This window comes from Streptomyces sp. NPDC002577 (genome assembly GCF_053594815.1).
In genome coordinates this window covers 126,720-151,338 of the sequence record NZ_JBSFWK010000006.1, presented here as the reverse complement: position 1 = coordinate 151,338, position 24,619 = coordinate 126,720, and the positions used below count along the sequence as shown (strand labels likewise).

Annotated in this window: 23 protein-coding genes; 14 read left to right on the top strand and 9 right to left on the bottom strand. The window is 70.3% G+C overall.

The features are described 5' to 3' along the window. The first annotated feature begins 287 nt into the window (after positions 1-287). The 7 genes from ACWD4J_RS11430 to ACWD4J_RS11400 are packed head-to-tail and all read left to right on the top strand — an operon-like array spanning position 288 to position 6,683. Positions 288-1,127 carry a 2-keto-4-pentenoate hydratase gene (locus ACWD4J_RS11430; protein ID WP_451395109.1) on the top strand — a complete coding sequence of 280 codons (840 nt, stop codon included), beginning with the start codon at positions 288-290 and terminating at the stop codon, positions 1,125-1,127. Further along, the gene (locus tag ACWD4J_RS11425) at positions 1,124-2,065 is read left to right on the top strand and encodes an acetaldehyde dehydrogenase (acetylating) (protein WP_451395108.1); all 942 of its coding nucleotides are present in this window, start codon (positions 1,124-1,126) and stop codon (positions 2,063-2,065) included. Before ACWD4J_RS11430 ends, ACWD4J_RS11425 begins: the two co-directional genes overlap by 4 nt. Beyond that, positions 2,062-3,084, top strand: coding sequence for a 4-hydroxy-2-oxovalerate aldolase (gene dmpG, locus ACWD4J_RS11420; RefSeq protein ID WP_451395107.1), 1,023 nt, complete (start codon positions 2,062-2,064; stop codon positions 3,082-3,084). Before ACWD4J_RS11425 ends, dmpG begins: the two co-directional genes overlap by 4 nt. 50 nt (positions 3,085-3,134) lie before the next feature. Continuing rightward, complete coding sequence (locus tag ACWD4J_RS11415; RefSeq protein WP_451395106.1) at positions 3,135-4,061, top strand: alpha/beta fold hydrolase; 927 nt, start codon at positions 3,135-3,137, stop codon at positions 4,059-4,061. Then, positions 4,051-5,232 (top strand): hydroxylase, encoded by a 1,182-nt coding sequence (locus ACWD4J_RS11410; RefSeq protein ID WP_451395105.1) that lies wholly within the window; start codon positions 4,051-4,053, stop codon positions 5,230-5,232. The genes ACWD4J_RS11415 and ACWD4J_RS11410 overlap by 11 nt, the downstream gene beginning before the upstream one ends. Positions 5,233-5,245: 13 nt before the next feature. Beyond that, on the top strand, positions 5,246-5,767 hold the full coding sequence (locus ACWD4J_RS11405; RefSeq protein ID WP_451395104.1) for a flavin reductase family protein: 522 nt from the start codon (positions 5,246-5,248) through the stop codon (positions 5,765-5,767). Between the two features lie 55 nt (positions 5,768-5,822). After that, entirely contained in the window at positions 5,823-6,683 is an 861-nt protein-coding gene (locus tag ACWD4J_RS11400; RefSeq protein WP_451395103.1) for a mycofactocin-coupled SDR family oxidoreductase, read from the top strand. A 91-nt stretch (positions 6,684-6,774) separates the two neighbouring features. Here the strand turns inward: ACWD4J_RS11400 and ACWD4J_RS11395 are convergent, their stop codons facing one another. Both ACWD4J_RS11395 and ACWD4J_RS11390 read right to left on the bottom strand, forming a co-directional pair. After that, positions 6,775-7,920, bottom strand: coding sequence for a thiolase family protein (locus ACWD4J_RS11395; RefSeq protein WP_451395102.1), 1,146 nt, complete (start codon positions 7,918-7,920; stop codon positions 6,775-6,777). Beyond that, complete coding sequence (locus tag ACWD4J_RS11390; protein ID WP_451395101.1) at positions 7,917-9,167, bottom strand: CaiB/BaiF CoA transferase family protein; 1,251 nt, start codon at positions 9,165-9,167, stop codon at positions 7,917-7,919. The genes ACWD4J_RS11395 and ACWD4J_RS11390 overlap by 4 nt, the downstream gene beginning before the upstream one ends. 171 nt (positions 9,168-9,338) lie before the next feature. Here ACWD4J_RS11390 and ACWD4J_RS11385 point away from each other — a divergent pair, with 171 nt between their 5' ends. From ACWD4J_RS11385 to ACWD4J_RS11375, 3 genes are all read left to right on the top strand, one after another. Beyond that, positions 9,339-9,545: a hypothetical protein gene (locus ACWD4J_RS11385; RefSeq protein ID WP_451395100.1), complete on the top strand. Its 207-nt coding sequence runs from the start codon at positions 9,339-9,341 to the stop codon at positions 9,543-9,545. A 93-nt stretch (positions 9,546-9,638) separates the two neighbouring features. Continuing rightward, positions 9,639-10,787 (top strand): acyl-CoA dehydrogenase family protein, encoded by a 1,149-nt coding sequence (locus ACWD4J_RS11380; protein ID WP_451395099.1) that lies wholly within the window; start codon positions 9,639-9,641, stop codon positions 10,785-10,787. Positions 10,788-10,799: 12 nt separating this feature from the next. Further along, entirely contained in the window at positions 10,800-11,570 is a 771-nt protein-coding gene (locus tag ACWD4J_RS11375; protein WP_451395098.1) for an SDR family NAD(P)-dependent oxidoreductase, read from the top strand. 110 nt (positions 11,571-11,680) lie between these two features. On the opposite strand, the gene ACWD4J_RS11370 is transcribed toward ACWD4J_RS11375, so the two are convergent. Beyond that, a complete protein-coding gene (locus ACWD4J_RS11370) occupies positions 11,681-11,947 on the bottom strand; it encodes a hypothetical protein (protein ID WP_451395097.1) in 267 nt (88 codons plus the stop codon). Positions 11,948-12,599: 652 nt separating this feature from the next. On the opposite strand from ACWD4J_RS11370, the gene ACWD4J_RS11365 reads away from it, so the two are divergent. Then, the gene (locus ACWD4J_RS11365; RefSeq protein WP_451395096.1) at positions 12,600-13,580 is read left to right on the top strand and encodes a zinc-binding dehydrogenase; all 981 of its coding nucleotides are present in this window, start codon (positions 12,600-12,602) and stop codon (positions 13,578-13,580) included. Between the two features lie 396 nt (positions 13,581-13,976). Here ACWD4J_RS11365 and ACWD4J_RS11360 read toward each other — a convergent pair whose 3' ends face one another. The 4 genes from ACWD4J_RS11360 to ACWD4J_RS11345 form a co-directional block, all read right to left on the bottom strand. Continuing rightward, entirely contained in the window at positions 13,977-15,002 is a 1,026-nt protein-coding gene (locus ACWD4J_RS11360) for a phosphotransferase family protein (protein ID WP_451395095.1), read from the bottom strand. 17 nt (positions 15,003-15,019) lie between these two features. Next, entirely contained in the window at positions 15,020-16,537 is a 1,518-nt protein-coding gene (locus ACWD4J_RS11355; protein ID WP_451395094.1) for a class I adenylate-forming enzyme family protein, read from the bottom strand. Positions 16,538-16,593: 56 nt separating this feature from the next. Beyond that, a complete protein-coding gene (locus ACWD4J_RS11350; protein WP_451395262.1) occupies positions 16,594-18,105 on the bottom strand; it encodes a class I adenylate-forming enzyme family protein in 1,512 nt (503 codons plus the stop codon). An 86-nt stretch (positions 18,106-18,191) separates the two neighbouring features. Continuing rightward, entirely contained in the window at positions 18,192-18,503 is a 312-nt protein-coding gene (locus ACWD4J_RS11345) for a hypothetical protein (protein ID WP_451395093.1), read from the bottom strand. Positions 18,504-19,043: 540 nt separating this feature from the next. Between ACWD4J_RS11345 and ACWD4J_RS11340 the strand changes: the two genes are divergently transcribed. After that, positions 19,044-20,528 (top strand): MFS transporter, encoded by a 1,485-nt coding sequence (locus ACWD4J_RS11340; RefSeq protein ID WP_451395092.1) that lies wholly within the window; start codon positions 19,044-19,046, stop codon positions 20,526-20,528. An 84-nt stretch (positions 20,529-20,612) separates the two neighbouring features. Continuing rightward, positions 20,613-21,860, top strand: a complete 1,248-nt coding sequence (locus tag ACWD4J_RS11335) for an amidohydrolase family protein (protein WP_451395091.1) — start codon at positions 20,613-20,615, stop codon at positions 21,858-21,860. Between the two features lie 112 nt (positions 21,861-21,972). On the opposite strand, the gene ACWD4J_RS11330 is transcribed toward ACWD4J_RS11335, so the two are convergent. Together ACWD4J_RS11330 and ACWD4J_RS11325 are read right to left on the bottom strand one after the other, a co-directional pair. Continuing rightward, the gene (locus tag ACWD4J_RS11330; protein ID WP_451395090.1) at positions 21,973-22,512 is read right to left on the bottom strand and encodes a DoxX family protein; all 540 of its coding nucleotides are present in this window, start codon (positions 22,510-22,512) and stop codon (positions 21,973-21,975) included. Positions 22,513-22,572: 60 nt separating this feature from the next. Continuing rightward, entirely contained in the window at positions 22,573-23,745 is a 1,173-nt protein-coding gene (locus ACWD4J_RS11325) for a thiolase family protein (protein WP_451395089.1), read from the bottom strand. Positions 23,746-23,797: 52 nt separating this feature from the next. Between ACWD4J_RS11325 and ACWD4J_RS11320 the strand changes: the two genes are divergently transcribed. After that, the gene (locus tag ACWD4J_RS11320) at positions 23,798-24,589 is read left to right on the top strand and encodes an enoyl-CoA hydratase/isomerase family protein (RefSeq protein WP_451395088.1); all 792 of its coding nucleotides are present in this window, start codon (positions 23,798-23,800) and stop codon (positions 24,587-24,589) included. Positions 24,590-24,619 lie beyond the last annotated feature (30 nt).

Sequence of the window (24,619 nt, the reverse complement as noted above, 5' to 3'; positions counted from 1 at the left end):
CGTTGGTTCGCAGCAGGGCGGCAGGGGAGTCCCAGATACGCGTCGACGCCACCATTGAGTGGACTTCACCGACGCATGAGTGAAACGGCCTCGCTGCACCGCGAATTGACGGCGGCTGTCCCAAGGTGCGCACCAGGCGCACCGAAACGACGACGTCTCCCGCTCCGCCCCAGAGCGACGCCGCCGACCGCCAACGAGCACTTGCACGGATGGTGGCCGCACCCGAGACCAGTGTCAATGCATATTAGGGGTACTCATTTTTCGAATCGAAGAGCATCATGAGGGCCATGAAGACGGACGAAGCCGCCGCGGCGCCGTCGGTGACCGCCGCGGCCAACCGCCTGGTGCAGGCCAGCAGTTCGGGCGTGGCCTGCCGCCCGGTGGCCGACCTGATCGGCCCGAGCGACATCGCTCTCGCGTACGCGGTCCAGCAGGTCACGACCGAGCGCCGGCTGGCCGCCGGAGCCCGGCTCATCGGCCGCAAGATCGGGCTGACCTCCGCGGCGGTGCAATCACAGATCGGGGTCGACCGACCCGATTTCGGTGTACTCTTTGACGATATGCGGTACGCGGACGGCGAGCTCGTCCCCTACCAGCGTCTGTTGCAGCCCAAGGCGGAGGGCGAGGTCGCCTTCCTCCTCGGACGCGACATCCCCGACGCGTCCGACCCCACCGAGGTGCGCGCGGCGGTCCATCTGGCCTATCCCGCCGTGGAGATCGTCGACAGCCGGATCGAGAACTGGCGGATCGGCATCACGGACACCGTCGCCGACAACGCCTCGTCCGGGGTCTTCGTGATCGGGGACCACGGCCGTCCCCTGGACGAGTTCGAGCCGGCGCAGGTCCGGATGGTGATGCGGCGGGGCGGCGAGGTGGTCTCCAAGGGCACCGGCCAGGACTGCCTCGGCGATCCGCTGCATGCCCTGACCTGGCTCGCGCGGACCGCCATCGAGTTCGGATCCCCCTTGCGCTCAGGGGACTTGGTGCTCTCGGGCGCCCTCGGACCGATGGTGACGGCCGAGCCGGGCGATGTCTTCGAGGTGTCCATCGAGCCGCTGGGCACGGTCACCGCGCACTTCTCGCACAACCCAGGACCCGCAGGGCGGGCAGGAAAGGACGACGGATGACAGATCGCGTGGGAGTGGCGATCGTCGGCTCCGGCAACATCGGGACCGACCTGCTCATCAAAATCAAACGGACCTCACCGAACCTCGAGGTACTCGCGATGGTGGGGATCGACCCCGCCTCCGACGGCCTTGCCCGAGCCTCCCGGATGAAGGTCGCGACGACCTCGGACGGGGTGGCCGGACTGATCGGGATGGATCAGTTCAAGGACGTACAGATCGTGCTCGACGCCACCAGCGCGGCCGCCCACGAGGCCAACGCGCGGCTGCTCGCGCCCCATGGCCGACGGCTCGTGGACCTGACCCCCGCGGCGCTCGGGCCGTATGTGATCCCCCCGGTGAACCTGGAGGAGCACCTCGACGCCCCGAACATCAACATGGTCACCTGCGGCGGTCAGGCCACCATCCCGATCGTCGCGGCGGTCTCCCAGGTGACCGACGTGCCGTACGCGGAGATCGTCGCCTCGGTGGCGTCGCGCTCGGCGGGTCCGGGCACCCGGGCCAACATCGACGAGTTCACCGAGACCACGGCCCGCGCGATCGAGGGCGTGGGCGGCGCCCGGCGCGGCAAGGCGATCATCGTCCTCAATCCGGCCGAGCCGCCGCTGATCATGCGGGACACGGTGTTCTGCCTGATCGGCGGGGCCGACCACGACAAGGTGCGGGCCTCGATCGAGCGGATGGTCGCCGAGGTGGCGGCCTACGTGCCCGGCTACCGGCTCGTACAGGACGTGCAGTTCACGCCCGTAGAGGCGGGCGAGGTCACGACGCTGCTGCCGGACCGGCCCGGGCCCGTCGACACCAAGGTGTCCGTGTTCCTGGAGGTCGAGGGCGCGGCGCACTATCTGCCCGCGTACGCCGGGAACCTCGACATCATGACGTCTGCCGCCCAGCGGGTCGCGGAGAAGATCGCCGAGCGCGTGACGCGGAGGGCGGCATGACGAAGACCAACAAGCGGATCTACGTCCAGGACGTCACACTCCGGGACGGCATGCACGCCATCCGGCACCGGATCACCCCCGAGCAGGTCGGCCGGATCGTCGCCGCGCTCGACGCGGCCGGCGTCGCGGCCATCGAGGTCAGTCACGGCGACGGCCTGGCCGGGGCGAGCCTGAACTACGGGCCCGGCAGCAACACCGACTGGGAGTGGATCGAGGCCGCGGTCGCGAACAGCAGCCGCGCGACCATCACCACGCTCCTGCTCCCGGGTGTCGGCACGGTGACCGAGCTGCGCAAGGCCTACGAGCTCGGGGTGCGCTCGGTCCGGGTCGCCACGCACTGCACCGAGGCGGACGTCGCGGCGCAGCACATCGCCGAGGCGCGCGAGCTCGGGATGGACGTGGCGGGCTTCCTGATGATGAGCCACATGGTCGACCCGGCCGAACTCGCCGCCCAGGCACGGCTCATGGAGTCCTACGGTGCGCACTGCGTGTACATCACCGACTCCGCCGGACGGCTGACGGTCGAGGACGTCAGGGCACGTGTCCGTGCCTACCGCGACGTTCTCGCCCCCGAGACCCAGATCGGCATCCACGCCCACGAGAACCTCTCCCTCTCGGTCGCCAACTCCCTCGCCGCGGTGGAGGAGGGCGCCGTCCGCGTCGACGCCTCGCTCGCCGGACAGGGCGCGGCGGCGGGCAACGTGCCGATCGAGCCCTTCGTCGCGGTCGCCAACCTCCGCGAGTGGGAGACCGGTTGCGACCTGTTCGCCTTGCAGGACGCGGCGGACGACCTCGCCCGCCCCCTGCAGGACCGCCCGGTGCGCGTCGACCGCGAGACACTCACGATCGGCTACGCGGGCGTGTACGGCAGCTTCCTGCGCCACGCGGAGCAGGCGGCCCTGCTCTACGGCGTCGACACCCGGGACATCCTCGTCGAGGCCGGACGGCGCCGGCTCGTGGGCGGGCAGGAGGACATGCTCACCGACATCGCCCTCACTCTGCGCGGCGGCGGATCCTGAGGCCGCGCAGCTCAGTGCCTGTGAACAAACCCGAGCCGAGAGGGCCGCGCATGACAAGCACCACAAGCTCAACCAGCACGACAGACACGACACATGGCACCACCTACGAAGCGACGCGGTCGACCCGGGACGTCGACGGCCTCACCTTCGCCTACCACGAGGCGGGCGAGGGCGAGCCACTGCTCATGCTCCACGGATCGGGTCCCGGGGTCACCGCCTGGTCCAACTTCCGCCACAACCTCCCGGTGTTCGCCGAGCACTTCCGCACGGTCATGCCCGACCTGCCGGGCTTCGGCGGCAGCGACCTGCCCAAGCTGGACGAGGTCTATCCGGTGGTCGCGGCACGCCTGGTGGCCCGCTTCATGGACGAACTCGGCATCGAGTCGGCGGTGTTCGTCGGGAACTCGATGGGCGGGGCCGTCGCCGCGGAGCTGGCGGTCCAGTACCCCGAGCGGGTGCGCAGGATGGCTCTGATGGGCTCGGGCGGCCTGTCGGTCAGCATGTTCGCGCCCGAGCCCAGCGAGGGCTTCCTTCGCCTGTTCGAGTTCCTCGACGACCCCACCCGTGAGCGCATGCGCGGATGGATCCGCACGATGGTCCACGATCAGAGCCGCATCACCGACGAGCTCCTCGACGAACGCATGCGCAACGCCACCGCCGACGGGGTGATCGACCGGACCAGGGCGATCCTCGGTTCGATGTTCGCACCTCAACTCCAGGCGAAGTACACGCCGTTGTGGACGCGGGCGGCGACGGTCTCCACACCGACGCTACTGCTGTGGGGTCGCGACGACCGCATGCTCCCCTACGATCAGGCCCACTTCGCGACCCGCCAGCTCCCCGAGGTCGAGCTGCACACGTTCGCGCGGTGCGGGCACTGGGTGCAGATCGAGCGGAAGGACGAGTTCGAACGCGTCGCGCTCGAGTTCCTCACCCGTAAGACGGACGAAGCAGGAGGTGCGCGTCATGGCGCATGAAGTGATCGACCGGATCGAGGAGTTGGGCCCGCAGCTGGCGGGACTCGCCGAGAAGAATGAACGCCTCGGCAAGCTGAGCGAACAGACCGTGGGCCTGATGCGCTCTGCGGGCGTCATGCGTCTGCTGCAGCCGGCGAAGTTCGGCGGGTATTCGGTCCACCCGCGGGACTTCGCGGAGGCGGTGATGGCGCTGGCACGGCACGACGGCGCCGCAGGCTGGGTGGCCGGTGTCGTCGGGGTCCATCCGTGGGAGGTCGGGCAGATGGACCCGCGGCTCGCGCAGGAGATCTGGGGCGAGAACCAGGACACCTGGATCGCCTCCCCGTACATGCCGAACGGGATCGCCGAACCGGTCGAGGGCGGCTACATACTCAACGGGCGCTGGCCGTTCTCGTCCGGGACCGACCACTGCGACTGGGTCTTCCTCGGAGCGCTGGCCGGCGACGGCAAGGGCAAGCCGGCCGCGCCGGTGAAGGTCCTGCACGTGGTCCTGCCCCGCTCGGACTACGAGATCATCGACGGCTCCTGGGACGTCATCGGCCTGTCGGGCACGGGCAGCAAGGACGTCGTCGTCACCAATGCCTTCATCCCTGAGTACCGGACGGTCGACCAGGAGGACATCAAGACCGGGACGGCGGCCGAGCGCAACGGCGCCACCGAGACCGTGCACAAGCTGCCGTTCACGACGATGTTCCCGCTCGGCATCACGGCGGCCGTGATCGGTATCTGCGAAGGCGCGCTCGCCGCTCACCTCGACCTCCAGCGCGACCGTGTCGCGGTGACCGGCGTCCAGGTCCGTGACGATCCGTACGCGCTCTACGCCACCGGCGAGGCCGCCGCGGAGATCGCGGCCTCCAGGGTCCAGCTCATCGACGGTGTCAGCCGCTTGTACGACCGTCTTGACGCGGGTGAGACGGTGAGCGTCGAGGACCGCACGACGATCCGGCGCAACCAGGTCCGCTGCGCGTGGCGGGCGGTCGCGGCGCTGGACGAGATCTTCGCGCGCTCCGGCGGGAACGTCATCCGGCGCGACAACCCCATCCAGCGGCTGTGGCGCGACGCGCACGTGGGCCTGCAGCACATGATCCATGTACCGGGTGCCACCTATCACGCCGATTCCCTTGCCCAGATGGGACTTGAGGTGCCGGTTCCGATGCAGGCGCTGATCTGAGATGGGGACGGACGTGAGCACGGGCTACGACGGCCGGCGGTTTCGAGACGTGCTGGGCCACTTCCCCACGAGCGTCGTCGCCATCACCGCGACGGGGCCCGAGGGCCGTCCGGAGGGGATGGTCGTGGGCTCCTTCACGTCCGTCTCCCTCGACCCGCCACTGGTGTCGTTCCTCGCGGACCGCTCGTCCGGAACGCTGCCGAAGATCAAGGCCGCCGGGCGCTACTGCGCGAACGCGCTCGCGGCCGACCAGGAGAACCTCAGCCGGAAACTGGCGGCCAGGGGGACCGACCGGTTCGCCGGCGTGGCCTGGGAGACGTCCCCGTCGGGAAATCCCGTTCTCGACGGGGTCGTCGCCTGGGTGGACTGCGCCATTGAGGACGTCGTCACGATCGGCGACCACGACCTGGTCGTCGGGCGGGTCAAGGACCTGCACGTCGCGTCGGCGAAGACCCCGCTGTTGTTCTTCAAGGGCGGCTACGGCGACTACTTCTCGACCACGTCGCTGCTCCTCGACCAACTCGTCGGCTGGTAGCGACCGCAGCTCGATCTGAACATGTGAACGCGTGAACGTGTGAAAGGGGTCCCTGATGGGCCAGGTACAGGACAAAGTCGTCTTCATCACCGGCGCGGCTCGTGGGCAGGGCCGCGCCCACGCGGTGCGCCTGGCCGAGGAGGGCGCTGACATCATCGCGGTCGACATCTGCGACGACATCGACAGCGTCGACTATCCCCTGGGCAGCCGCGCCGACCTGGACGAGACCGTACGGCTGGTGGAGAAGCTGGGCCGCAGGATCGTGGCCGTGACCGCGGACGTGCGGGACGCGGCGGCGCTGAAGGCGGCGGTCGACGAGGGCGTGGAGCGGCTGGGCCGGCTCGACGCCGTGGTGGCCCAGGCCGGGATCGCCCCTCTCGGCCGGCCCGAGGCAGGCGCCTTCATCGACGCGATCGCCGTCAACTTCCACGGCGTGGTGCACGCGGTGCAGGCGGCGCTGCCGCATCTGTCCGACGGCGGTGCGGTCGTGGTGACCGGCTCGACCGCGGCGCTGATGCCGTCCGCCGACATGGCCGACAGGCCTGACTTCGGCAAGCTCGGCTACTCGTTCTCCAAGCGCACGGCGGCCGCATTCGTCAACGACCTCGCCGTGGCGCTCGCCCCGCGCAGGATCCGGGCGAACGCCGTGCACCCGACGAACACCAACACCGACATGCTCAACAACACCTCGATGTACCGGGAGTTCCGCCCGGACCTGGAGAACCCGACCCGCGAGGACGCCCTGCCCGCCTTCCACGTGATGACAGCGATGGGCCTGCCCTACGTGGAGCCGCAGGACATCGCCGAGGCAGTGCTGTTCCTCGTCTCCGACGCGTCCCGGTACATCACCGGACAGCAGCTGCGGGTGGACGCGGGGGCGATCGTGCAACGGCGGCCGCAGCAGCCGCAGTTCTGATCGCGGCCGATCGCGCCGCATACCGAAAGGCCGGTGGGTGAGACGGAGTCCCTGTCTCACCCACCGGCCTTTCGGCACGTCCGCGTCCGCGTCAGCTCAGCAGCTCGATGACGGTCGCGTTCGCGGTCCCGCCGCCCTCGCACATCGTCTGCAGCCCGTAACGCAGGTTCCGGCTGCGCATCCGGGCGAGCAGCCGCGTCATCAAGATGGCGCCGGAGGCGCCGAGCGGGTGTCCGACCGCGATCGCCCCGCCCAGCGGGTTGAGTCGCTCCGGGTCGGCTCCGGTGTCGGCCAGCCAGGCCAGCGGGACCGGCGCGAAGGCCTCGTTGACCTCGAAGGCGCCGATGTCGTCGATGCTCAGCCCGGCCCGCTTCAGCACCTTCGCCGTCGCAGGGATCGGGCCGGTCAGCATCGTGACCGGGTCCGCTCCGCTCACCGCGCCCGAGTGGTAGCGGGCGATCGGGGTGAGTCCCAGTTCGCGGGCCCGCTCTCGCGTCGTGATGAGCAGAGCCGCCGCGCCGTCGGAGATCTGGGAGGAGTTGCCCGCGTGGATCACGCCGTCGGGCTTGAACGGCGGCTTGAGGCCGGACAGGGTCTCGGGCGACGTGCCGCGCCGCAGTCCTTCGTCGACGGTGAACTTGTCGCCGTCGACGTCGACGGGCACGACGTGGTCGTCGAAGACGCCGTCGTCGATGGCCGCCGCGGCCTTCGCGTGGGAGGCGGCCGCGTACTCGTCGAGCCGCTGTCGGCTCAGCCCCCAGCGCTCGGCGATGAGTTCGGCCCCGACGCCCTGGTTGAGCTCGGCGCCCTCGTAGCGGGCCAGCACCTTGGGCCCGTACGGCTGGCCGGTCGTGCGGTGCGAGCCGAGGGGCACCCGGGTCATGGTCTCCACACCACCCGCGACGACCAGGTCGTACTGTCCGGCCATCACGGCGTGGGCCGCCGAGTCGACGGCCTGCTGGCTGGAGCCGCAGGCCCGGTTGATCGTCACGCCGGGGACGTGCTCGGGCCAGCCGGCCGCGAGGACGGCGAAGCGGCCGATGTTGCTCGACTGGTCGCCGATCTGGGTCACACACCCCCACATCACGTCGTCGACGGTGGCGGGGTCCACCCCGGTGCGTTGGACCAGCGCGTTGAGCACCTGGGCGGACAGGTCGGCGGCGTGGATGCCCGCCAGTGAGCCGTTGCGCTTGCCGATCGGGGTGCGTACGGCGTCGACGATGACGGCGTCCCTCATGAACGGTTCCTCTCGCTCGGGTCCTCGGGTCCGCCGCGCTGCGCAGCGGCCCGGTGGTCGTGATGCGGTGGTGCGGGCGGGCCCGTCAGGCCGGTCCGGCCGATTCCGACGGCACCGCGTTCGAAGAGCTCCTCGACGCCGTCGACGCCCCAGTCGCTCAGTACGGCGCGGGTGTCGGCGCCCACGGCCGACGCCGGTGCGCCCGCGACCGACGGGGTCGTCGAGAAGCGCGGCGCCGGGGCCGGCTGCACGACACCGCCCTGGGCGAGGACGGTTCCGCGCGCCGCCAGGTGTGCATGCGAGGCGGCCTCGGTGAGGCCGAGGACGGGCGCCACGCAGGCGTCGGTCCCCTCGAACAGCGCCGCCCACTCGTCGCGCGTGCGCTGCGCGAACCGCTCCGCCAGGAGCTCACGCAGCGTGGGCCAAGTGGTGCGGTCCTGCTGCCGGTCCGGGTCGACGTCGAGTTCGAGCAGACCGAGAAGGCGCCGGTAGAACTTGGGCTCCAGCGCGCCGACGGCGACGTACCGGCCGTCCTTCGTCGCGTAGACGGAGTAGAACGGCGCCCCGCCGTCCAGGTGGTTGACGCCGCGCTCGTCGCTCCAGGCGCTGCGGGCGAGCTTGGCGAAGGTGCTCGCGAGCAGGTGCGCGGTGCCGTCGACGATGGCCGCGTCGACCACCTGCCCCGCGCCGGTACGTTCGGTCACGCGCAGCGCCGCCAGGATGCCGATCACCAGGTAGCAGCCGCCGCCACCGAAGTCGCCCAGGAGGTTGAGCGGGATCTGCGGCGGCCCGCCGGCGGCGCCGATCGCACCGAGGGCCCCGGTGAGGGCGATGTAGGTGATGTCGTGTCCCGCCGCGGCCGACAGCGGTCCGTCCTGGCCCCAGCCGGTCATCCGCCCGTACACCAGCCGGGGGTTGCGGGCCCGGCACACGTCGGGGCCGACGCCGAGGCGTTCGGTGACGCCGGGTCGGTAGCCCTCGATCAACACGTCGGCACGTTCGACGAGTTCGAGGAGGGCCTCTCTGCCGGCGGGATGCTTGAGGTCGATCGCCACCGACCGCTTGCCCCGGTTGAGGACATCCGCGGCCCCGCCGCGGCCCTCCTCGCCCACCGACTCGGGCCGGTCGACGCGCACCACCTCGGCGCCCAGGTCGGCGAGGAACATCCCGGCGAACGGCCCGGGGCCGATGCCGCCGAGCTCGACCACCCGGCAGCCCGCCAGCGGACCCGTACCTCCGGAAGTCATCAATCAGTCTCCTCTATTGAAGGCCGGAGGCGAACACCTCTCGCCAATCACCGTGATATGCGGGATTCTAGCTCGCATGACCGAGCTCACGGAATGCAATAACTGATACTCTTCCCGGCAGCGCCATCCAGTCATCGGGTTCCGAGTGAACGTCGAGGGAGGCAACATGGCGTGGTCCGTGCCTGGAACGACTACCTCGTCGAACACTTCCTCCCGCACCGCGACCGGCTGCGGCCGACGGCAGCCATCCCCCTCACCGCCGTACCCGGGGCGGTCGCCCAGATCGAGCGGTGTGCGCGTGCCGTCCTCGGCGGCACGCCGGCCGATGTCGCCGGGTTCGACACGTCCCGGAAGCCGGCCCGGACCATCACGTTCTGACTCGCTCCCGAGCCGCGGCCCGGTCCGGGGGTGCGGCCCGCCCCCGGACCGGGCCGCATCCACCCGTCCATTGCATCCCCGGAGGAACTCCCCTTGCGTCGCACGCTGTTCACCCAGGACCACGAGGACTTCCGCCTCCTGGTACGCGACTTCCTCGCACGCGAGGTCGTGCCCCGCTACGAGGAATGGCGGCACGCCGGACTCGTCCCGCGCGAGCTGTTCACCTCGCTCGGCAAGCTCGGCATCATCGGCACGTCGCTGCCCGAGGAGTACGGCGGCGGTGGCCAGGACGACTACCGCTACAACGTGGTCATCCAGGAGGAGTGCGCCCGCGCGAGCGTGACCCTGGGCGGTCTGCGCACGCACCTGGACGTGGTGCTGCCGTACTTCACGGCTTTCGCCGACGCCGAGCAGCGGGCCCGCTGGTTCCCGGGGCTGGCGTCCGGCGAGCTGTACACGGCGATCGCGATGAGCGAGCCGGGCACGGGCTCCGACCTCGCCGGCATCGCCACGACGGCGGTCCGTGACGGCGACCACTACGTGCTGAACGGCTCCAAGACCTTCATCACCGGCGGCCACCACGCCGATCTGGTGATCGTCGTGGCCCGCACCTCCACCGATCCTGACAACCGGCGCGGCGGCCTGTCGCTGCTCGTGGTGGAGAAGGGCATGCCCGGCTTCACCGTGGGCCGCAAGCTGGAGAAGATCGGGCTGACCACCCAGGACACCGTCGAGCTGTCCTTCGCCGACGTCCGGGTTCCCGCCGCGAACCTGCTCGGCGAGGAGGGCACCGCGTTCTCCCTCCTCGGCCGCAACCTCGCACAGGAGCGACTCGCCATCGCGGTCGGCGCGGTGGCCCAGACCCGCGCGGCCATCGACATGACCATCACCTACGTACGCGACCGGAAGGTGTTCGGCAAACCGGTCGCCCACTTCCAGAACACGAAGTTCGAACTCGCCGCGATGTCGACGGAGTTGGAGGCCGCCCAGGCCCTGCTCGACGCGTCGATCACGGCGCTCGTCGCACATGAACTGAGCGGCGTCGACGCGGCACGGACGAAGTTGTTCTGCACCGAGACACAGGGGCGCGTCGTCGACCGCTGCCTGCAACTGCACGGCGGGTACGGCTACATCCTCGAGTACCCGATCGCCCGACTGTACGCCGACGCCCGGGTGAGCCGCATCTACGGCGGCACCAGCGAGGTCATGAAGACCATCATCAGCAAGTCCCTCGGTCTGTAAGGAGTTTCACGCATGCGCATCGACGGTTCCTCCGCCCTCGTCACCGGCGGCGCCTCAGGGCTCGGCCTGGCCACCGCGCGCCGGATCATCGACGGCGGCGGGCGGGTGGTCATCGCCGACATCTCCGAGGAGCAGGGTGCCAAAGCCGTCGCCGACCTCGGCGACGCGGCGCGGTTCGTGCGCGCTGACGTCACCGACGAGGCCGAGGTCACGGCCGCCCTCGACGCGGCGCGGGAGCACGGCCCGCTGCGGTGCGTGGTGCACTGCGCGGGCCGCGGCGGAGACCGTACGCGGATCATCGGCAAGGACCGGACCCCCGGTGAACTCGCCACGTTCGCCGAGGTCGTCCGGGTCAACCTGGTCGGCACGTACAACGTGCTGCGCCTGGCCGCCTCCCGCATCGCGGAGAACGACGTCCTGGACGACGGTGACCGCGGCGCGATCGTGCTCACCGCGTCGGTCGCCGCGTTCGACGGACAGATCGGCCAGACCTCGTACACCGCGGCCAAGGCCGGGGTGCACGGCATGACGCTGGTCGCCGCCCGCGACCTGGCGAGCTGGCAGATCCGGGTGAACACCATCGCCCCCGGCATCATGGACACCCCGATGCTGGGCCGGCTGCGCGCCGACATCCGCGACGGCCTGGCCGCGACGGTGCCGCACCCCAAGCGGCTCGGCGAGCCGGACGACTTCGCCCGGCTCGCCGTCGACATGCTGGAGAACCCGTATCTGAACGGCCAGACCGTCCGCCTCGACGGCGCGATCAGGATGGCGCCGCGCTGACGGACGCGCCCCGCGAGGTCCGGGCTCGGGGCGTGTCCCGGGCCCGGACCAGCGCGCGGCGTCTGGTGCGTGATGCGATCGCAAGGCGTCGAAGAGCCCTCGGAGCACAGCTACGAGGGCTCTTCGACGACACGGTGAGCGTGCGTGCCGGACATCGCGCGCCCGACCGGGGGCATGGCCAGGCACTCGGACGCTGTTGTCTTTGCGGACTTGCCGTCTGCGTTTCCACGACCGCAGTCACGACCTCGTGACGCCCCGTCATGACCCTGCGGGCGCCCCACAGGGTGGGGCCGAGTGGCTTCAGCCGCCGAGCAGCTCCTGCTTGAGCGCGCGCGTGCCTCGGCACGATAGACGTTGCTGGCCAGGTAGTCGGGCATGACGGTGGAGCGGGGGACGCCGAGGGCGGTGAGCAGAGCGGCAGTTGACCGTGCCTTCGAGCTTGATCAGACGGTCGGCGAGGCGCAGCGACCGGCCACGGGACGGCGTGAGAGTGAACCACTGGCGGCCCGCGGCGGGCAGCCCTGCGACCGTGACCGAACCCTCGGAACCGCCCGCCGGCCACCGTACGGTCGTTGGCCCTGATGATGACATGACGTATGCCGGGGGCCTTCCAGGCGACGGTGTACGTGCCGTCCTCGTCGGGGGCTGCGGTGACGGTGGCCTCGGTGAAGGGGATCGTGGCGAGCGCCGGGCCTGTGGCCCGGAACGGTTAAAGGGAGTCGCCAGGGGGCCCGGTGCAGCGCGAAACCTTCACGGAGCGCATGCTCGCGCAGCTGCCCGTCTGGATGGTTGGTAGCGATCACAGCCCCACCTGACGTGGCACCCGGGCAGCGGCACAGGCTCACCGACTACAGGGGTCTGTCGGTTCGACGGTGTACATCGCTCCCCGCGTCTGGCCACCGCTCGGTGCGGCACAGCCGTCCGGACAGGTGCGGCACATGCGGCAACCACGCGACGGTACCCCTGCAGACCTGCCCGGTGCGGAAAATCCCCGCAGCGGGCGCAACGAAGGACGAAGGGAAATTCCATATGAAGGCATGGCAGTTCACCGGGACCGGCAAGCCACTGCAGCTGGCCGAACTGGAGATCCCCCAGCCCGGCGCCGGACAGGTACTTCTGAAGGTCGGCGCGGCCGGCCTGTGCCAGTCCGACATCAGAAGCATGTACGACGCGCACGGGTCCGCCAGCCTGGTCAAGACGCCGATCACCCTGGGCCACGAGATCGCCGGCACCGTCAGGGCCGTCGGCGACGGCGTCACCGAGTGGACGACCGGTGACCGCGTCGGTGTCTGCCCCACGGCCAGTGCCGGCACCCCCGGCTCCCACGGCCCGGCCGCCAACGAGGTCTCCCCGGGCTACGGACACGACGGCGGATTCGCCGAGTACTACCTCGGCTCTGCCAACGACCTCGTACGGATCCCGGACGAGCTCGACATCGCCTACGGCGCCGTGGCCACCGACGCCGGCATGACCTCCTACCACGCCCTCGTCGTCCGCGGCGCCCTCAGGGCAGGCATGAAGGTCGGCGTCATCGGCCTCGGCGGCCTGGGCCAGATCGCCGCCCGCGTCGGCGTCCTGCTCGGCGCCGAGGTGCACGTGGCCGAACCCAAGCAGAGTGCCTGGGACATGGCCCGCTCCCTCGGTGTCACAGAAGTCGTCGCCGACGCCACCGAGTGGGCCGGCACGGGCTTCGACCTCATCGTCGACTACGCCGGCTTCGGCTCCACCACGGACGCGGCCATCAAGGCCGTCCGCTTCGACGGTACCGTCGTCCAGGTCGGACTCGCCCGGAGACAGGCCACCGTCGACACGACGATGATGGTCGTCAGCCACGTCAACTACCTCGGTTCGATCGGAGGCACCAGGGAAGACATTGCCGCCCTCTACCAGCTGATGAAGAGCGGCGATCTGGCCCCCCAGACCACGGAGATCTCCTTCGACGACATCCCCGCCGGCCTCGAAGACCTGCGCACCGGCAAGGTCGCCGGTCGCCTCGTCGCCCGCCTCTGAACCCGACGAGGCAAACCCGTCACGCACCCCGTTCGATGCGCATTCCGCCTCCCACGGCGGAATTCCGACTGAGCATGCAAGTCGGCGAGCGGTGCCAACTCGCATGCTCAATCACAGTTCCCACGTGTAGCCGATGCCGCCGTGGGTCTGGATGTTCTCAGGTGGTCGGGTGGCAGCCACGCCCACACGTCCTGCGGCATCTCAAGAACACGGTCACGGTCACAAGGGAGAATGTTTCGCCCCACAGATCGAGGCTCCGAGGCTCTGCACAGCACCGGATTCGAACCTTGTGCCTCAAACACCCGTACCGGGCCCAGCTTCATGACGTCGGAAAGACCGTCAAACGCACCGAATCGATCAAGGAACGCACATAACCGCCGAGGTTGTACGTCAAGCTCAGCCCAGCAACTCCATCGCCTCGTCCAGGAGCACCGGCAGTGCGGGCAGCATGCGCCGGTGCATCGCGTTCAGCTCTCCCGCCTTGCGGCCGCGTTTGATGAGCAGCGCGGTCGCGGCTGACTCCTTGTACTTGGTCAGCGCCTCGAACCAGGCCAGGTCCCGCAGCGGCTCCCCGCGCGCCTCCTGGTAGGCGTCGACCAGCTCCGCCTTGCCCGGCATGCCGGTGGGCTCGTCCGAGACGGACGCCGGGTGCCGGGCCTCGTCGGTGAAGAAGGTCAGCCAGGTCACGTCCACCCGTGGATCGCCGAGCGACCAGATCTCCCAGTCGATGATCGAGGTGACCCGGTCCCCGTCACACAGGGTGTTGCCCAGGCGGTAGTCGCCGTGCGTGAACACCGGTGCCATGGGGGTCGGTCGGGTCGCGTGCAGGCGCCGCGCGACCGCCTCGTGTCCGGTGCGCAGGTCCTCGGCGACGGTCGAGAAGGCCCGGGTCCAGCGGTCGATCTCGGAGCCGAGTGACACCACCGGCTCTGCCGCGAGCACCGTACGCCGCGGGTCGACGCGATGCAGGTCCGCGAGCATCCGTACGGCGTCCAGGGCGCGGGCGCGGACCTGGCCGGCCGGGACGGTCCCGCGCGGGGTGAGCACCGGTTCGACGCACTCCCCCAGCACCAGCTCCATGGCCACGAAGGGCGGAACAGCCGGAGGTTCGCCCTCGTCGGCGAACAGGACGGCAGGCACGCGCACGCCGCGCCGCCCGGCCAGGGTCTGCATCAGCCGTGCCTGCCGCAGCACGTCCCGGTTGCGTACCGGTTCGAGACCCGGCGGAGCCACCTTGAGCACGACCCGCTCGTGCCCGGCCGGCGCACCGGACAGGGTGGCCACGTAGGTGAGGCTCGATGTGCCGCCGGTGAGGGGTTCGACGCCCTCGACCCGGGCCTGCGGGGCCCAGCCCCGGACCGCGGCCTCGGTGCGCTCGGTCAGTTCCCGCAGCAGCTCCTGGCTGCCGGTCGCGGTGCTCATGATGCGTTCGACTCCCGTCAGGCGGAGGTGTGTCGGGCCGGTTCGAACAGGGCCTGTACGTCGGGGCGGCTGACCTTCATCGACGGCGTGCGGGGCAGCTCGTCGACAATCTTGATCTCGGTGGGCAGGTGATAGCGGGCGAGCCGCTGCGCCAGCCATGTCCGCAGCTGCTCGGCGGCCGGGCGGAGCGCCCCGTCGCGCAGCGTCACGGCGACGACGGGCACCTCGCCGAGCCGCTCGTCGGGCATGCCGACCGCGGACGCGTCCCGCACGGCGGGGTGCGCGCGCAGGGCGTCCTCGATCACGGTCGGGACGATCGTGAACCCGCCGCGGTTGATCGCGTCGTCCACGCGCCCGTGGATGTAGAGGAACCCGTCCTCGTCGACGCTGGCGAGGTCGGTGGTGCGCACCCAGCTGTCGCCGGGCAGCTGCGCTCCCCTGGCTTCGAGGATGCCCACGGCGTCGGCCGGAAGCGGCTCACCCGTCGCCCGGTCGATGACGCGCACCGTCACCCCGCGAAAGGGCCGCCCCACGCTCCCCCGCTTCGTCTTGCCCCACTCCCGGTGCAACGGCAGGTCCCAGCCCACGATCGCGCCGGCGAACTCCGTGGCGCCGTAGACCGACAGGACCGGGACCCCGAACCGCTTGGTGAACCGCTCGGCGTCCTCGGGGGACAGCGGGGCCGTTCCGGAGGACACCGACTCGACCCCGTCGAACAGGTCGTCCGGCAGGTCGGACTGCAGCACCATGCGCAGCGCGGCGGGCGCGAGACGGATCCGCCGCGGCCTGGTCCGCCGCACGAGCTCGGCCCACTGGTGTACGTCGAAACGCTCCAGGAGGGCGGTCCGCAGTCCGGCCGCGACGTTCGCGAGCACGAAGTAGAGCCCGCCGATGTGGACCAGCGACGTCCACACGATGGAGGGGTGGTCGCGCAGCCGCACCTCGGCCGAGGAGACCGGCGTGCCCGAGGCCTCGAACGCCGCGGTGAGTTTGGCGTAGGTCAGTTCGACCCGCTTGGGCTTGCCCGTCGTACCGCTGGTCTGCATGAGAACGGCGACGTCCCCGCGCTCCGCGGGAAGCGGAGCGGGCGGCCGGTCAGCCTGGCGCGGGGTCAGTGGCCACTCTCCCTCGCCCGCTTCCAGGGGAACCGCGGCGATCCGGGCGACCGCGTCGGCCACCCCGTCCCGGTCCCAGTCCTCGGCGTCGGCCACCACGACCTGCGGCGCGAGCCCGGCGATGTCCTCCGCGAGCGCGACATCGCCGTGGAAGGGGCTCAGCACCACGACCTCGCGCCCGGTGGCGACGGTCGCGACCAGCGCGGCCATCGGCCCGGGCCTGTTACGCAGCACGATCCCGATGCGATGGGCGTCGGGGGCACCGGCCGCGGCGAGCAGCCGGTCGAGCTCGTCGACTCCGCGCCGCAGGTACGCCCACGGGAAGGCGCGATCCTCGAAGGTCAGCGCGGTCGCCTCCGGCGCGGTGTCCAGTACGCGGCGCAGCCGCAGCGGAAGCGGTCGGTCAGCAGGCAGCGGCACAGCCGTGTCCTTAGGTCGGGCCCCGGACGGGGCGGTGGGAATGTCGGCCGCGCCGCTCACGAGCGCTGTGCGTGCTCCGGGGCGGTCAGCCCGGCCACGACGTCACGGCGCAGGAGTTTTCCGGTCGGTGTCCTCGGCAGCTCGGGCCAACAGGCGATACGGTCGGGGGTCTTGGAGCCGCGCAGCGCCCCGCGGACCATGTCCCTCAGCTGCTCGGTGTCGACCTCGCCCCCGGCGCGGGGCACCACCACGGCCTCGATCCGCTCGCCCCACTCCTCGTCGGGCACGCCGACCACGACGGCGTCGAGCACCTCGGGGTGGCGCAGCAGAACGTCCTCGATCTCCGCGGGGGCGATGTTCTCGGCGCCGCGGATGATGGTGTCGTCGAGCCGGCCCCCGACGTAGAGGTAGCCGTCGGCGTCGAGGAAGCCCTGGTCGCGGGTGTGGAAGAAGCCGCGCTCGTCGACGGTGGATCCCTGCCCCGCGTATCGGGCGGAGACCTGTTCACCGCGCACCCAGATCTGTCCGGCCTCGCCTGCCGCCACCGGGTCGCCGCCCGGGTCCCGGATCTCCAGCTCGATCGTGGGAACGGGCCGCCCGGCGGAGCCGAGCCGCGCCCGGACCTGCGGATCGCCGCTCGTGACGGCGGCCCGGTGTTCCTCGGGCCCCAGGACCGCGATGGTGGAGGACGTCTCGGTCAACCCGTAGGCGTTGACGAAGTCCACGTCCGGCCAGGCACCCAGCGCGGTCTCGATCACCCGCACCGGCATCTTCGCCCCGCCGTAGGCGAGCGCCCGCAGCGAGGGCACCGACCGGTCGAGGTCCTCGCCGTCCATGATGCGGGCGAGCATCGTCGGCACGACCATCGCGTGGGTGACCCGCTGCTCGCGTACGAGTGCGAGCCAGCCGCCGGGCGTGAAGTGTTCCAGGGTGAGGGCGCGGCGCCCCGCGTACAGGTTCGTGAGGACGTTGGAGACGGCCGCGATGTGGTACGGGGGCACGCTCACCAGCGCCGCCTCCTGCGCCTCTGCCGCCGCGAACTCCACGGTGCCCAGCACATAGGAGACCAGGTTGTGGTGGCTGAGGACCACACCCTTCGGGGCGGATGTCGTACCGCTCGTGTAGATGAGCACGGCGGGAGCGTCGGGATTGTCGGCCTCGGTCGTCTTCGTTTCCACGGCCGCGGCAGCCGCGTCCGCCAGCCACTCCTGCGAGCTGCGGACCGGCACCCCGGCGCGGCCCAGCGCCTCGGACTGCTGCGGGCCCGCAATACCCAGAGCGCGCGGGTGGTTGGCGAGGAGCGCGTCCAGCTGCTCGCCGCCCAGGCGGTAGTTGACGGGCACGAGCGGCACTCCGGCACGGGCCGCGGCGAACAGCGCCACGGGGAAGGCCGGACCGTTGACCGCGAGGTACACCAGCGCGTCAGCGCCGGCAGCGCGGATCAACTCGGCTCCGCCGCTGGCCAGTTCGCTCAGTCGTGCGGCCGAAAGGCCATCCCGTTCGGGCCCGACCACGATCCGCTCGCCGAATCCCTCGGCTGCCATGTCCAGCAGCATCGCGACGTTCATCGACACCCCGCCCCTCCTCCTGTGCCCATGAGTTGTATCCGTATCCGATCTGCGTCGAGTCGGTGTCAGGTCGGTTCAGTGCAGTGTCAGTCAGAGGCCGGCAGCGGCTTGGCGGCCTTGAGCGGTAGCGGGGTGCCGTTCACCGCGAGCGTTCCCGGTCCAGGCTTGGCACACAGCAGCTCCACACCCTGCTCGTCGTCCGCGTAGCGCTTGCCGAGCTGCGAGCCGCCCATCTGCGCGGGATCGGCCGTGCCACCGGCACCGGCACCCGGCTCGCGTGCGTCGACCATCAGCGCCCCGCCGCAGGTGACCTCCAGTTCTTTGTCCGGCCAACGGACCACTATCACGGTCGTCGTGTCGACGGTGCTGACAAGCGTCTGTCCTACGCGCGGCTTCATCGCAGCATCCTCCGCGGAGTCGTCCCGGATCACCAGAGGCTAAAAGAGTATACGCTTATATGCGAACGCGCAGCACCTCAGCGCAACCAGCTGACCAAGGACCCTAGAAGAGTGCTCTGTTCTCGGTCATTCGCCCGAGAGTCGACGGGGCTTCCGCGCGCAGGCCGAGTGGATGCCGAGGAGAGCGGACGCCCCACGGTGAGGGCGCGGCCGTCGGCCGGCCGTATCAGGGCACCGCATTACTCGTGTACGCGGGGGTTGCTGTCGCCCCAAGTGCAGTGCCATGCTGAGGCGTTCCCGAAAGAGGATCCTCAATAGGACTTCGTGGCGGGCAGTCCACCTTACGCTGTCCACGGCGACCACCCTGACCGACGCACATGTCCGGCTGAGGTTCCAGGGACGGGGATGCACAGCCGGCATCCGGCCCGCATCAGACCGAAGCGGCGACCCGATCGACTGACCGAACATCTCGCACTCTCCTGGTCTTTTCCGGCGGTTCCGCAGCTGAACCGCCGGAATCGCTGACGGATGGGAATTCGAATGCCAGAACAGTTCCGGGTGCGGCCCACACCATCCGAACCGGCCGAACCAGCCGGCGATCCCCCAGGGCGTTCCACTGGTTACTACCTGTTCATCGTCGCGATGCTCACCCTCATCACCGAGCTCGCGGCCTTCGAGTTCATCGTGGTCTCCCCCGGAATCCCGGAAATGGCTACCGCCTTCCGCACGACGAACGTCACCTGGGTGTTCACCACTCCGCTCCTGGTAGCAGCGGCTGTCGTGCCCCTTCTGGGCAAGCTGGCGGACATCGTCGGCAAGAAGCGCGTCCTGACAGGCGTCATCGCGGCCTTCCTCGTCGGCTCCCTCATCTGCGCGACCACCTCCCACTTCCCGATGCTCCTTGTGGGCCGAGGGCTGCAGGCGGGCAGTATCGGCGCGGCCGTGATCGTCTACGGCCTCATACGCGACCTGCTGCCGAAGAACCTGGTACCGCTGGCTGTCGGCGGCGTCGGGGTCGGCACCGGATTCGGCGCCATCGTCGGTCCCGTCATCGGCGGGCACCTCCTCGACGCTTATGGGTTCCGCTCGACCTTCTGGTTCCTGATCGTCTACGCCGCCGTCGTGGGTGCGGTGATCCTCGCCCTCGTGCCCGAGTCGGACGTGCGCACCCCACAACAATTCGACCTGCTCAGCGCGCTCCTGCTAGGGGCCGGGGCCGGCCTGCTCGCCCTGTCCTTCGAGGGCGGACGGTTCGTGTACCTCGCGATCTTCGGGGTGCTCGCGTTCGTCGGCTTCTTCGTCACCATCTCAAGGCGTCGGCACCCGATGATTCCGCTCGAACTGCTGCGGCGACCAACGGTCTACACCACGCTGATCGTGGCCGGCCTCCTCGCCTTCACCTACGGCGGCCTCAACGGCGTGCTCATCCCGGAGATGTTCCGCTCCCCCACCGTGCAGGGCAGTACCGACCCCGGGCTGGCGTTCACCGGCACTGAACTCTCCTGGTACTGGGGCGTGCCCTACGGCGTCATGGCGATGGTCGGCGGCTTCGGTTCCGGCTGGCTGAGCCGCCGTATCGGGCCTCGGTCGGCCGTCGTCGCGGCGGCCGTGCTGGGCTGCGTCGCCACCGCGATGATCGCCACGCACCTGGTGGACAAGCCCGCCATGGTCTCGGTGGCCGGGGTGGTCATGGGCCTGGGGATGGGGTGCTCCGTCTCGGGCGCCGCCAACCTGCTCATCGAGGCCGTCTCGCCCGAGGTCCAGGGTGTGGCGGCGGGCTTCAGCTACACCGTCCAGGGAATCTTGGCGGGCATCGCCACCGCGGCGGTCGGGGCCGTGCCCGACAAGTTCGTCGAGAAGGCGATCACCGCGGACGGCACCTATGTCTTCTTCCGACAAGTGGGCTTCCGGGTGGCATACGGCATCTGCGCCGGTGTCTTCGTACTCGCCCTCTGCGCCGCCCTTCTGATGAAGCACGGCCGCAAGCCCGCGACCGGAGGAATATCCCCCGAACCCGCTTCCTAGGCACGGGCGCCGGCGGCTGTTCCCGTACCGGCACCCGTGCCCCGCGAAAAGAAAGCACCTCGTCAACGAAAGGCTGGCACCCCTGTGAACATCGACGATCTGATCCTCGTGAGCGTCGACGACCACGTGATCGAGCCCCCTCACCTCTTCGAGGGACGCGTTCCGGCGAAGTACGCCGACGCCGCCCCCCGCTTCGTCACCCGCGACGACGGGACCATAGCGTGGCTGTACGAGGACACCGTCGTCCCCAACCCGGCCGTGCAGTCCGTGGTGGGCCGTCCCAAGTCCGAGTGGGGCATGGACCCGGTCTGTCTGGAGGAGATGCGGCCCGGCTGCTGGGACATCCACACCCGCATCAAGGACATGGACGCCAACGGCATGCTGGGGTCCATGTGCTTCCCGTCCTTCGTGCGCTTCTCCGGCGCGCTGTTCCTGGAGAACGGCGACCGCGACCAGTCGGCCGCGATGGTCCGCGCGTACAACGACTGGCACATCGACGAGTGGGCCGGAACCTACCCCGGCCGGATCATCCCCCTGGCGATCCCGATCCTGTGGGACCCGGAGCTCGCGGCCGCCGAGGTGCGGCGGGTCGCGAAGAAGGGCTGCCACGCGGTGACCTTCACCTCCAACCCGTACGACCTGGGACTCCCGAGCATCTACCAGGACCACTGGGATCCGTTCTGGAAGGCCTGCGAGGACGAGGGCACCGTCGTGTGCATGCACATCGGGTCCAACTCGAAGGTGCCGTCGACCTCCCCGGACGCGCCGGTGGAACTCATCTACTCGCTGTCGCCGATCGGGTCGATCGAGGCGGCGAGCGACCTGGTGTGGAGCCGGCTGTTCCTGAGGTTCCCCCACCTGAAGGTAGCCCTGTCCGAAGGCGGGATCGGCTGGATCCCGTACTTCCTGGAGCGGATCGACTACCTCTACCAGCACACCCAGCACTGGACCGGCCTGAACCTGGGCGACCGCCTGCCGTCCGAGCTGTTCAGCGAGAACGTCCTGCTCTGCTTCATCGACGACGAGGTCGGCGTCGAGAACCGGCACCGGATGAACATCGACAACATCTCCTGGGAATGCGACTACCCGCACTCCGACACGACCTGGCCGAAGGCTCCGGAGTCGGTGATGCGCTACCTCGGCGGCGTGAGCGACGACGAGATCAACAAGATCACCCACCTCAACGCCCTGAAGCACTACCAGTTCGACCCGTTCACGCACATCCCTCGTGAACAGGCCACTGTCGGAGCGCTGCGCGCCAAGGCCCAGGGATGGGACGTGAGCAGCACCTCGAAGACCCATCTGCGCCCCGACGCCGCTGTCGGAGCGTGATCAGGAGGGCCATCGCCCCGATGAGCGCTGACCTCTCACTGACCTGAAGCTCGGCCCCCGGCCGTGCCCCCGTGCCGTGCCGGCCGGAGGCACGGCCGGCACGGCACGGGGTTCAGGCCGAGGTCGGCGCGGGGCCATCGGCCGGGTCGAGGGCATCCGCCTGCGGTCGCGGGCGCCGCCAGAAGACACCCAGCTGCGCGGCCGCCGCAGCGAGCCCGAGTCCTGCCGCGACAGCGGCCCCGCGGCGGCCGCCGAGCCTGCCGTCGAGCCCCAACGCCCGGTCCACGCTCAGCCGTCCGGGCCCGAGCGCGGCGAGCGCCACGGCCGCCGCGCCGAGGTTGAGGACGTACTCGTAGCCCTCGTCCGTCACGAAGAATCCGTGCGGCAGGTGCACCGAGCGGGCGGCGACGCCCATCGTGCCCACGACGGCCGAGGCGGCCAGCGGGGTCGCCGCCCCGGCCAGCAGGGCGGTGCCCGCGCCCACCTCGACGGCGGCGCTCGCCGCGGCCTGCAGCCGCGCCCCGCGGAACCCCACGGAGCGGAACCATTGCGTGGTGCCGTCGAGCGTGCGGCCGTGGCGCAGGCCATGCGCGATCATCGTGCCGCCGACCACGGCGCGCAGCCCGTACCGAGCCACGTCGATGCCGTCCATCCATCCTCCTGGGTCACTGCCGATACCGAACCGTCTCCTCATCACCCGCACCGGCCGCGCTCAGGCCGTCAGCACCAGGGCCGAGCCCATGCCGCCACCGGCGCACATCGCCGCGACCGCCGTTCCGCCGCCCCGGCGGCGCAGTGCGTGGGCGAGCGTGGTGACCATGCGGGCCCCGGTCGTGGCGATCGGGTGTCCGAGGCTGCAGCCGCTGCCGAAGGGGTTGACCCGTTCCGGGTCGAGTCCCAGCTCCCGTGTGGCGGCCACGGCGACCGAGGCGAACGCCTCGTTGATCTCGAACAGGTCGACATCGCCGACGCCGATCCCCGCGCGGTCGAGTGCCTTGCAGATGGCGGCGATCGGGGCCAGGCCCGTCTCGACCGGGTCGACACCGACGGACGCCCAGGAGCGGATCGTCGCCAGCGGCGCGATGCCGTGGTCGGCGGCGATCGCGGCATCGGCGACGACGAGCGCGGCAGATCCGTCGTTCACCCCGCTGGAGTTGCCGGCCGTGATGGAGAAGCCCTCGATCTCGGGGTGCAGCACCTTGAGCGCCGCCAGCTTCTCCATGCTGGTGCCACGCCGCGGGTGTTCGTCGACCTCGAACACCGATGCCGCCCCGTCCCGGTCGGTCACCTTGACCGGGACCGTCTCATCGGCGAACCATCCCGCGTCGATGGCCCGCAGCGCGCGCTCGTGCGAGCGCAGCGCCCACGCGTCCATCTCCTGCCGCGACACGCCGGCCAGACGGGCGGTGTTCCATCCGACGAGGATCGACATGTCGTTGTGGGGCGCCTGTGGGGTGGACACGTGGGACGGCGAGTTCCAGGGCTCCAGCCAGTCGTCGGTGCCCGGGATCCGCCACCGGGACACCGGCGCGGTGGAGGTCGACTGGGTTCCGCCCGCGACGACCGCCCGGTCCATCCCGGCCCGGATGCCCGCCGCGGCCGTGGCCACGCTGGCGAGCCCGGACGCGCAGTGCCGGTTCTGCGCCAGGCCGGGCACATGGCTCAGTCCCGCTTCCAGGGCGGCGTAGCGGGCGATGTCCCCGCCACCGGCCAGTGACTCCCCCAGGATCACGTCGTCGATCAACTCAGGTGGCAGGCACGCCCGTTGAACGGCCTCACGGACCACCACCGTGGCGAGATCGAAGGCGCTCACCTCACGCAGTGAACCCTTGCGGGCCGTTCCGATGGCGGTACGGCAGGCGGACAACACAACAGCTTCAGTCATGTAATTCGTTGTACTCTTTTTCGGCGCCGCCCGAAAGAGGAGGAGTTGCCGAATGGACCCGATGGACTCGATGGATCTGAAAACCGTCCTGTACGACGTGGCCGACCACGTCGCGACGATCACCCTGAACCGGCCGGAGGCCATGAACAGTTTCAACCAGGCGATGTTGGAGGACTTCGCGGTCATCTGGCGCACCGTCAAGGCCGACGACGACGTGCACGTCGTCGTGCTGCGCGCGGCGGGCGAGCGCGCCTTCTGCACCGGCATGGACGTCAAGGAGGGCATCGACCGCGAATCCAACGTCTGGAGCCGCACCGACCCGGGCGAGTACCTGTCCCCCAAGCTCAACCAGGTGTGGAAACCGCTGGTCTGCGCGGTGCAGGGGATGGCGGCGGGCGGCGCGTTCTACTGGATCAACGAGGCCGACATCGTCATCTGTTCCGACGACGCCACCTTCTTCGACCCGCACGTCAGCTACGGCCTCACCGCCGCGCTAGAACCCATCGGGCTGGCCCGCCGCATCCCGCTCGGCGAGACCCTGCGGATCGCCCTGCTGGGACTGGACGAGCGCCTGTCCGCGACGCGGGCGATGCAGATCGGGCTGGTCAGCGAGGTCCTCCCGGCCACGGAACTGTGGCGGCGTGCCGACGACATCGCCCATGTCATCGCGGCAAAGCCGCCGGCCGCGATCCAGGGCACGGTCCGCGCGATCTGGGAGTCGCTCGACTCGACCCGCACGCAAGCCCTGCGCACCGGACTCTCCTACACGGAGATCGGCAACCCGATCGGCAAGGCCGAAGTGGACCGCTCGTCGGTACCGCGCCGACGGTGGACGCTGCGCTGACCCTCCCGTACGCTCCCGAAAGAACTCAAA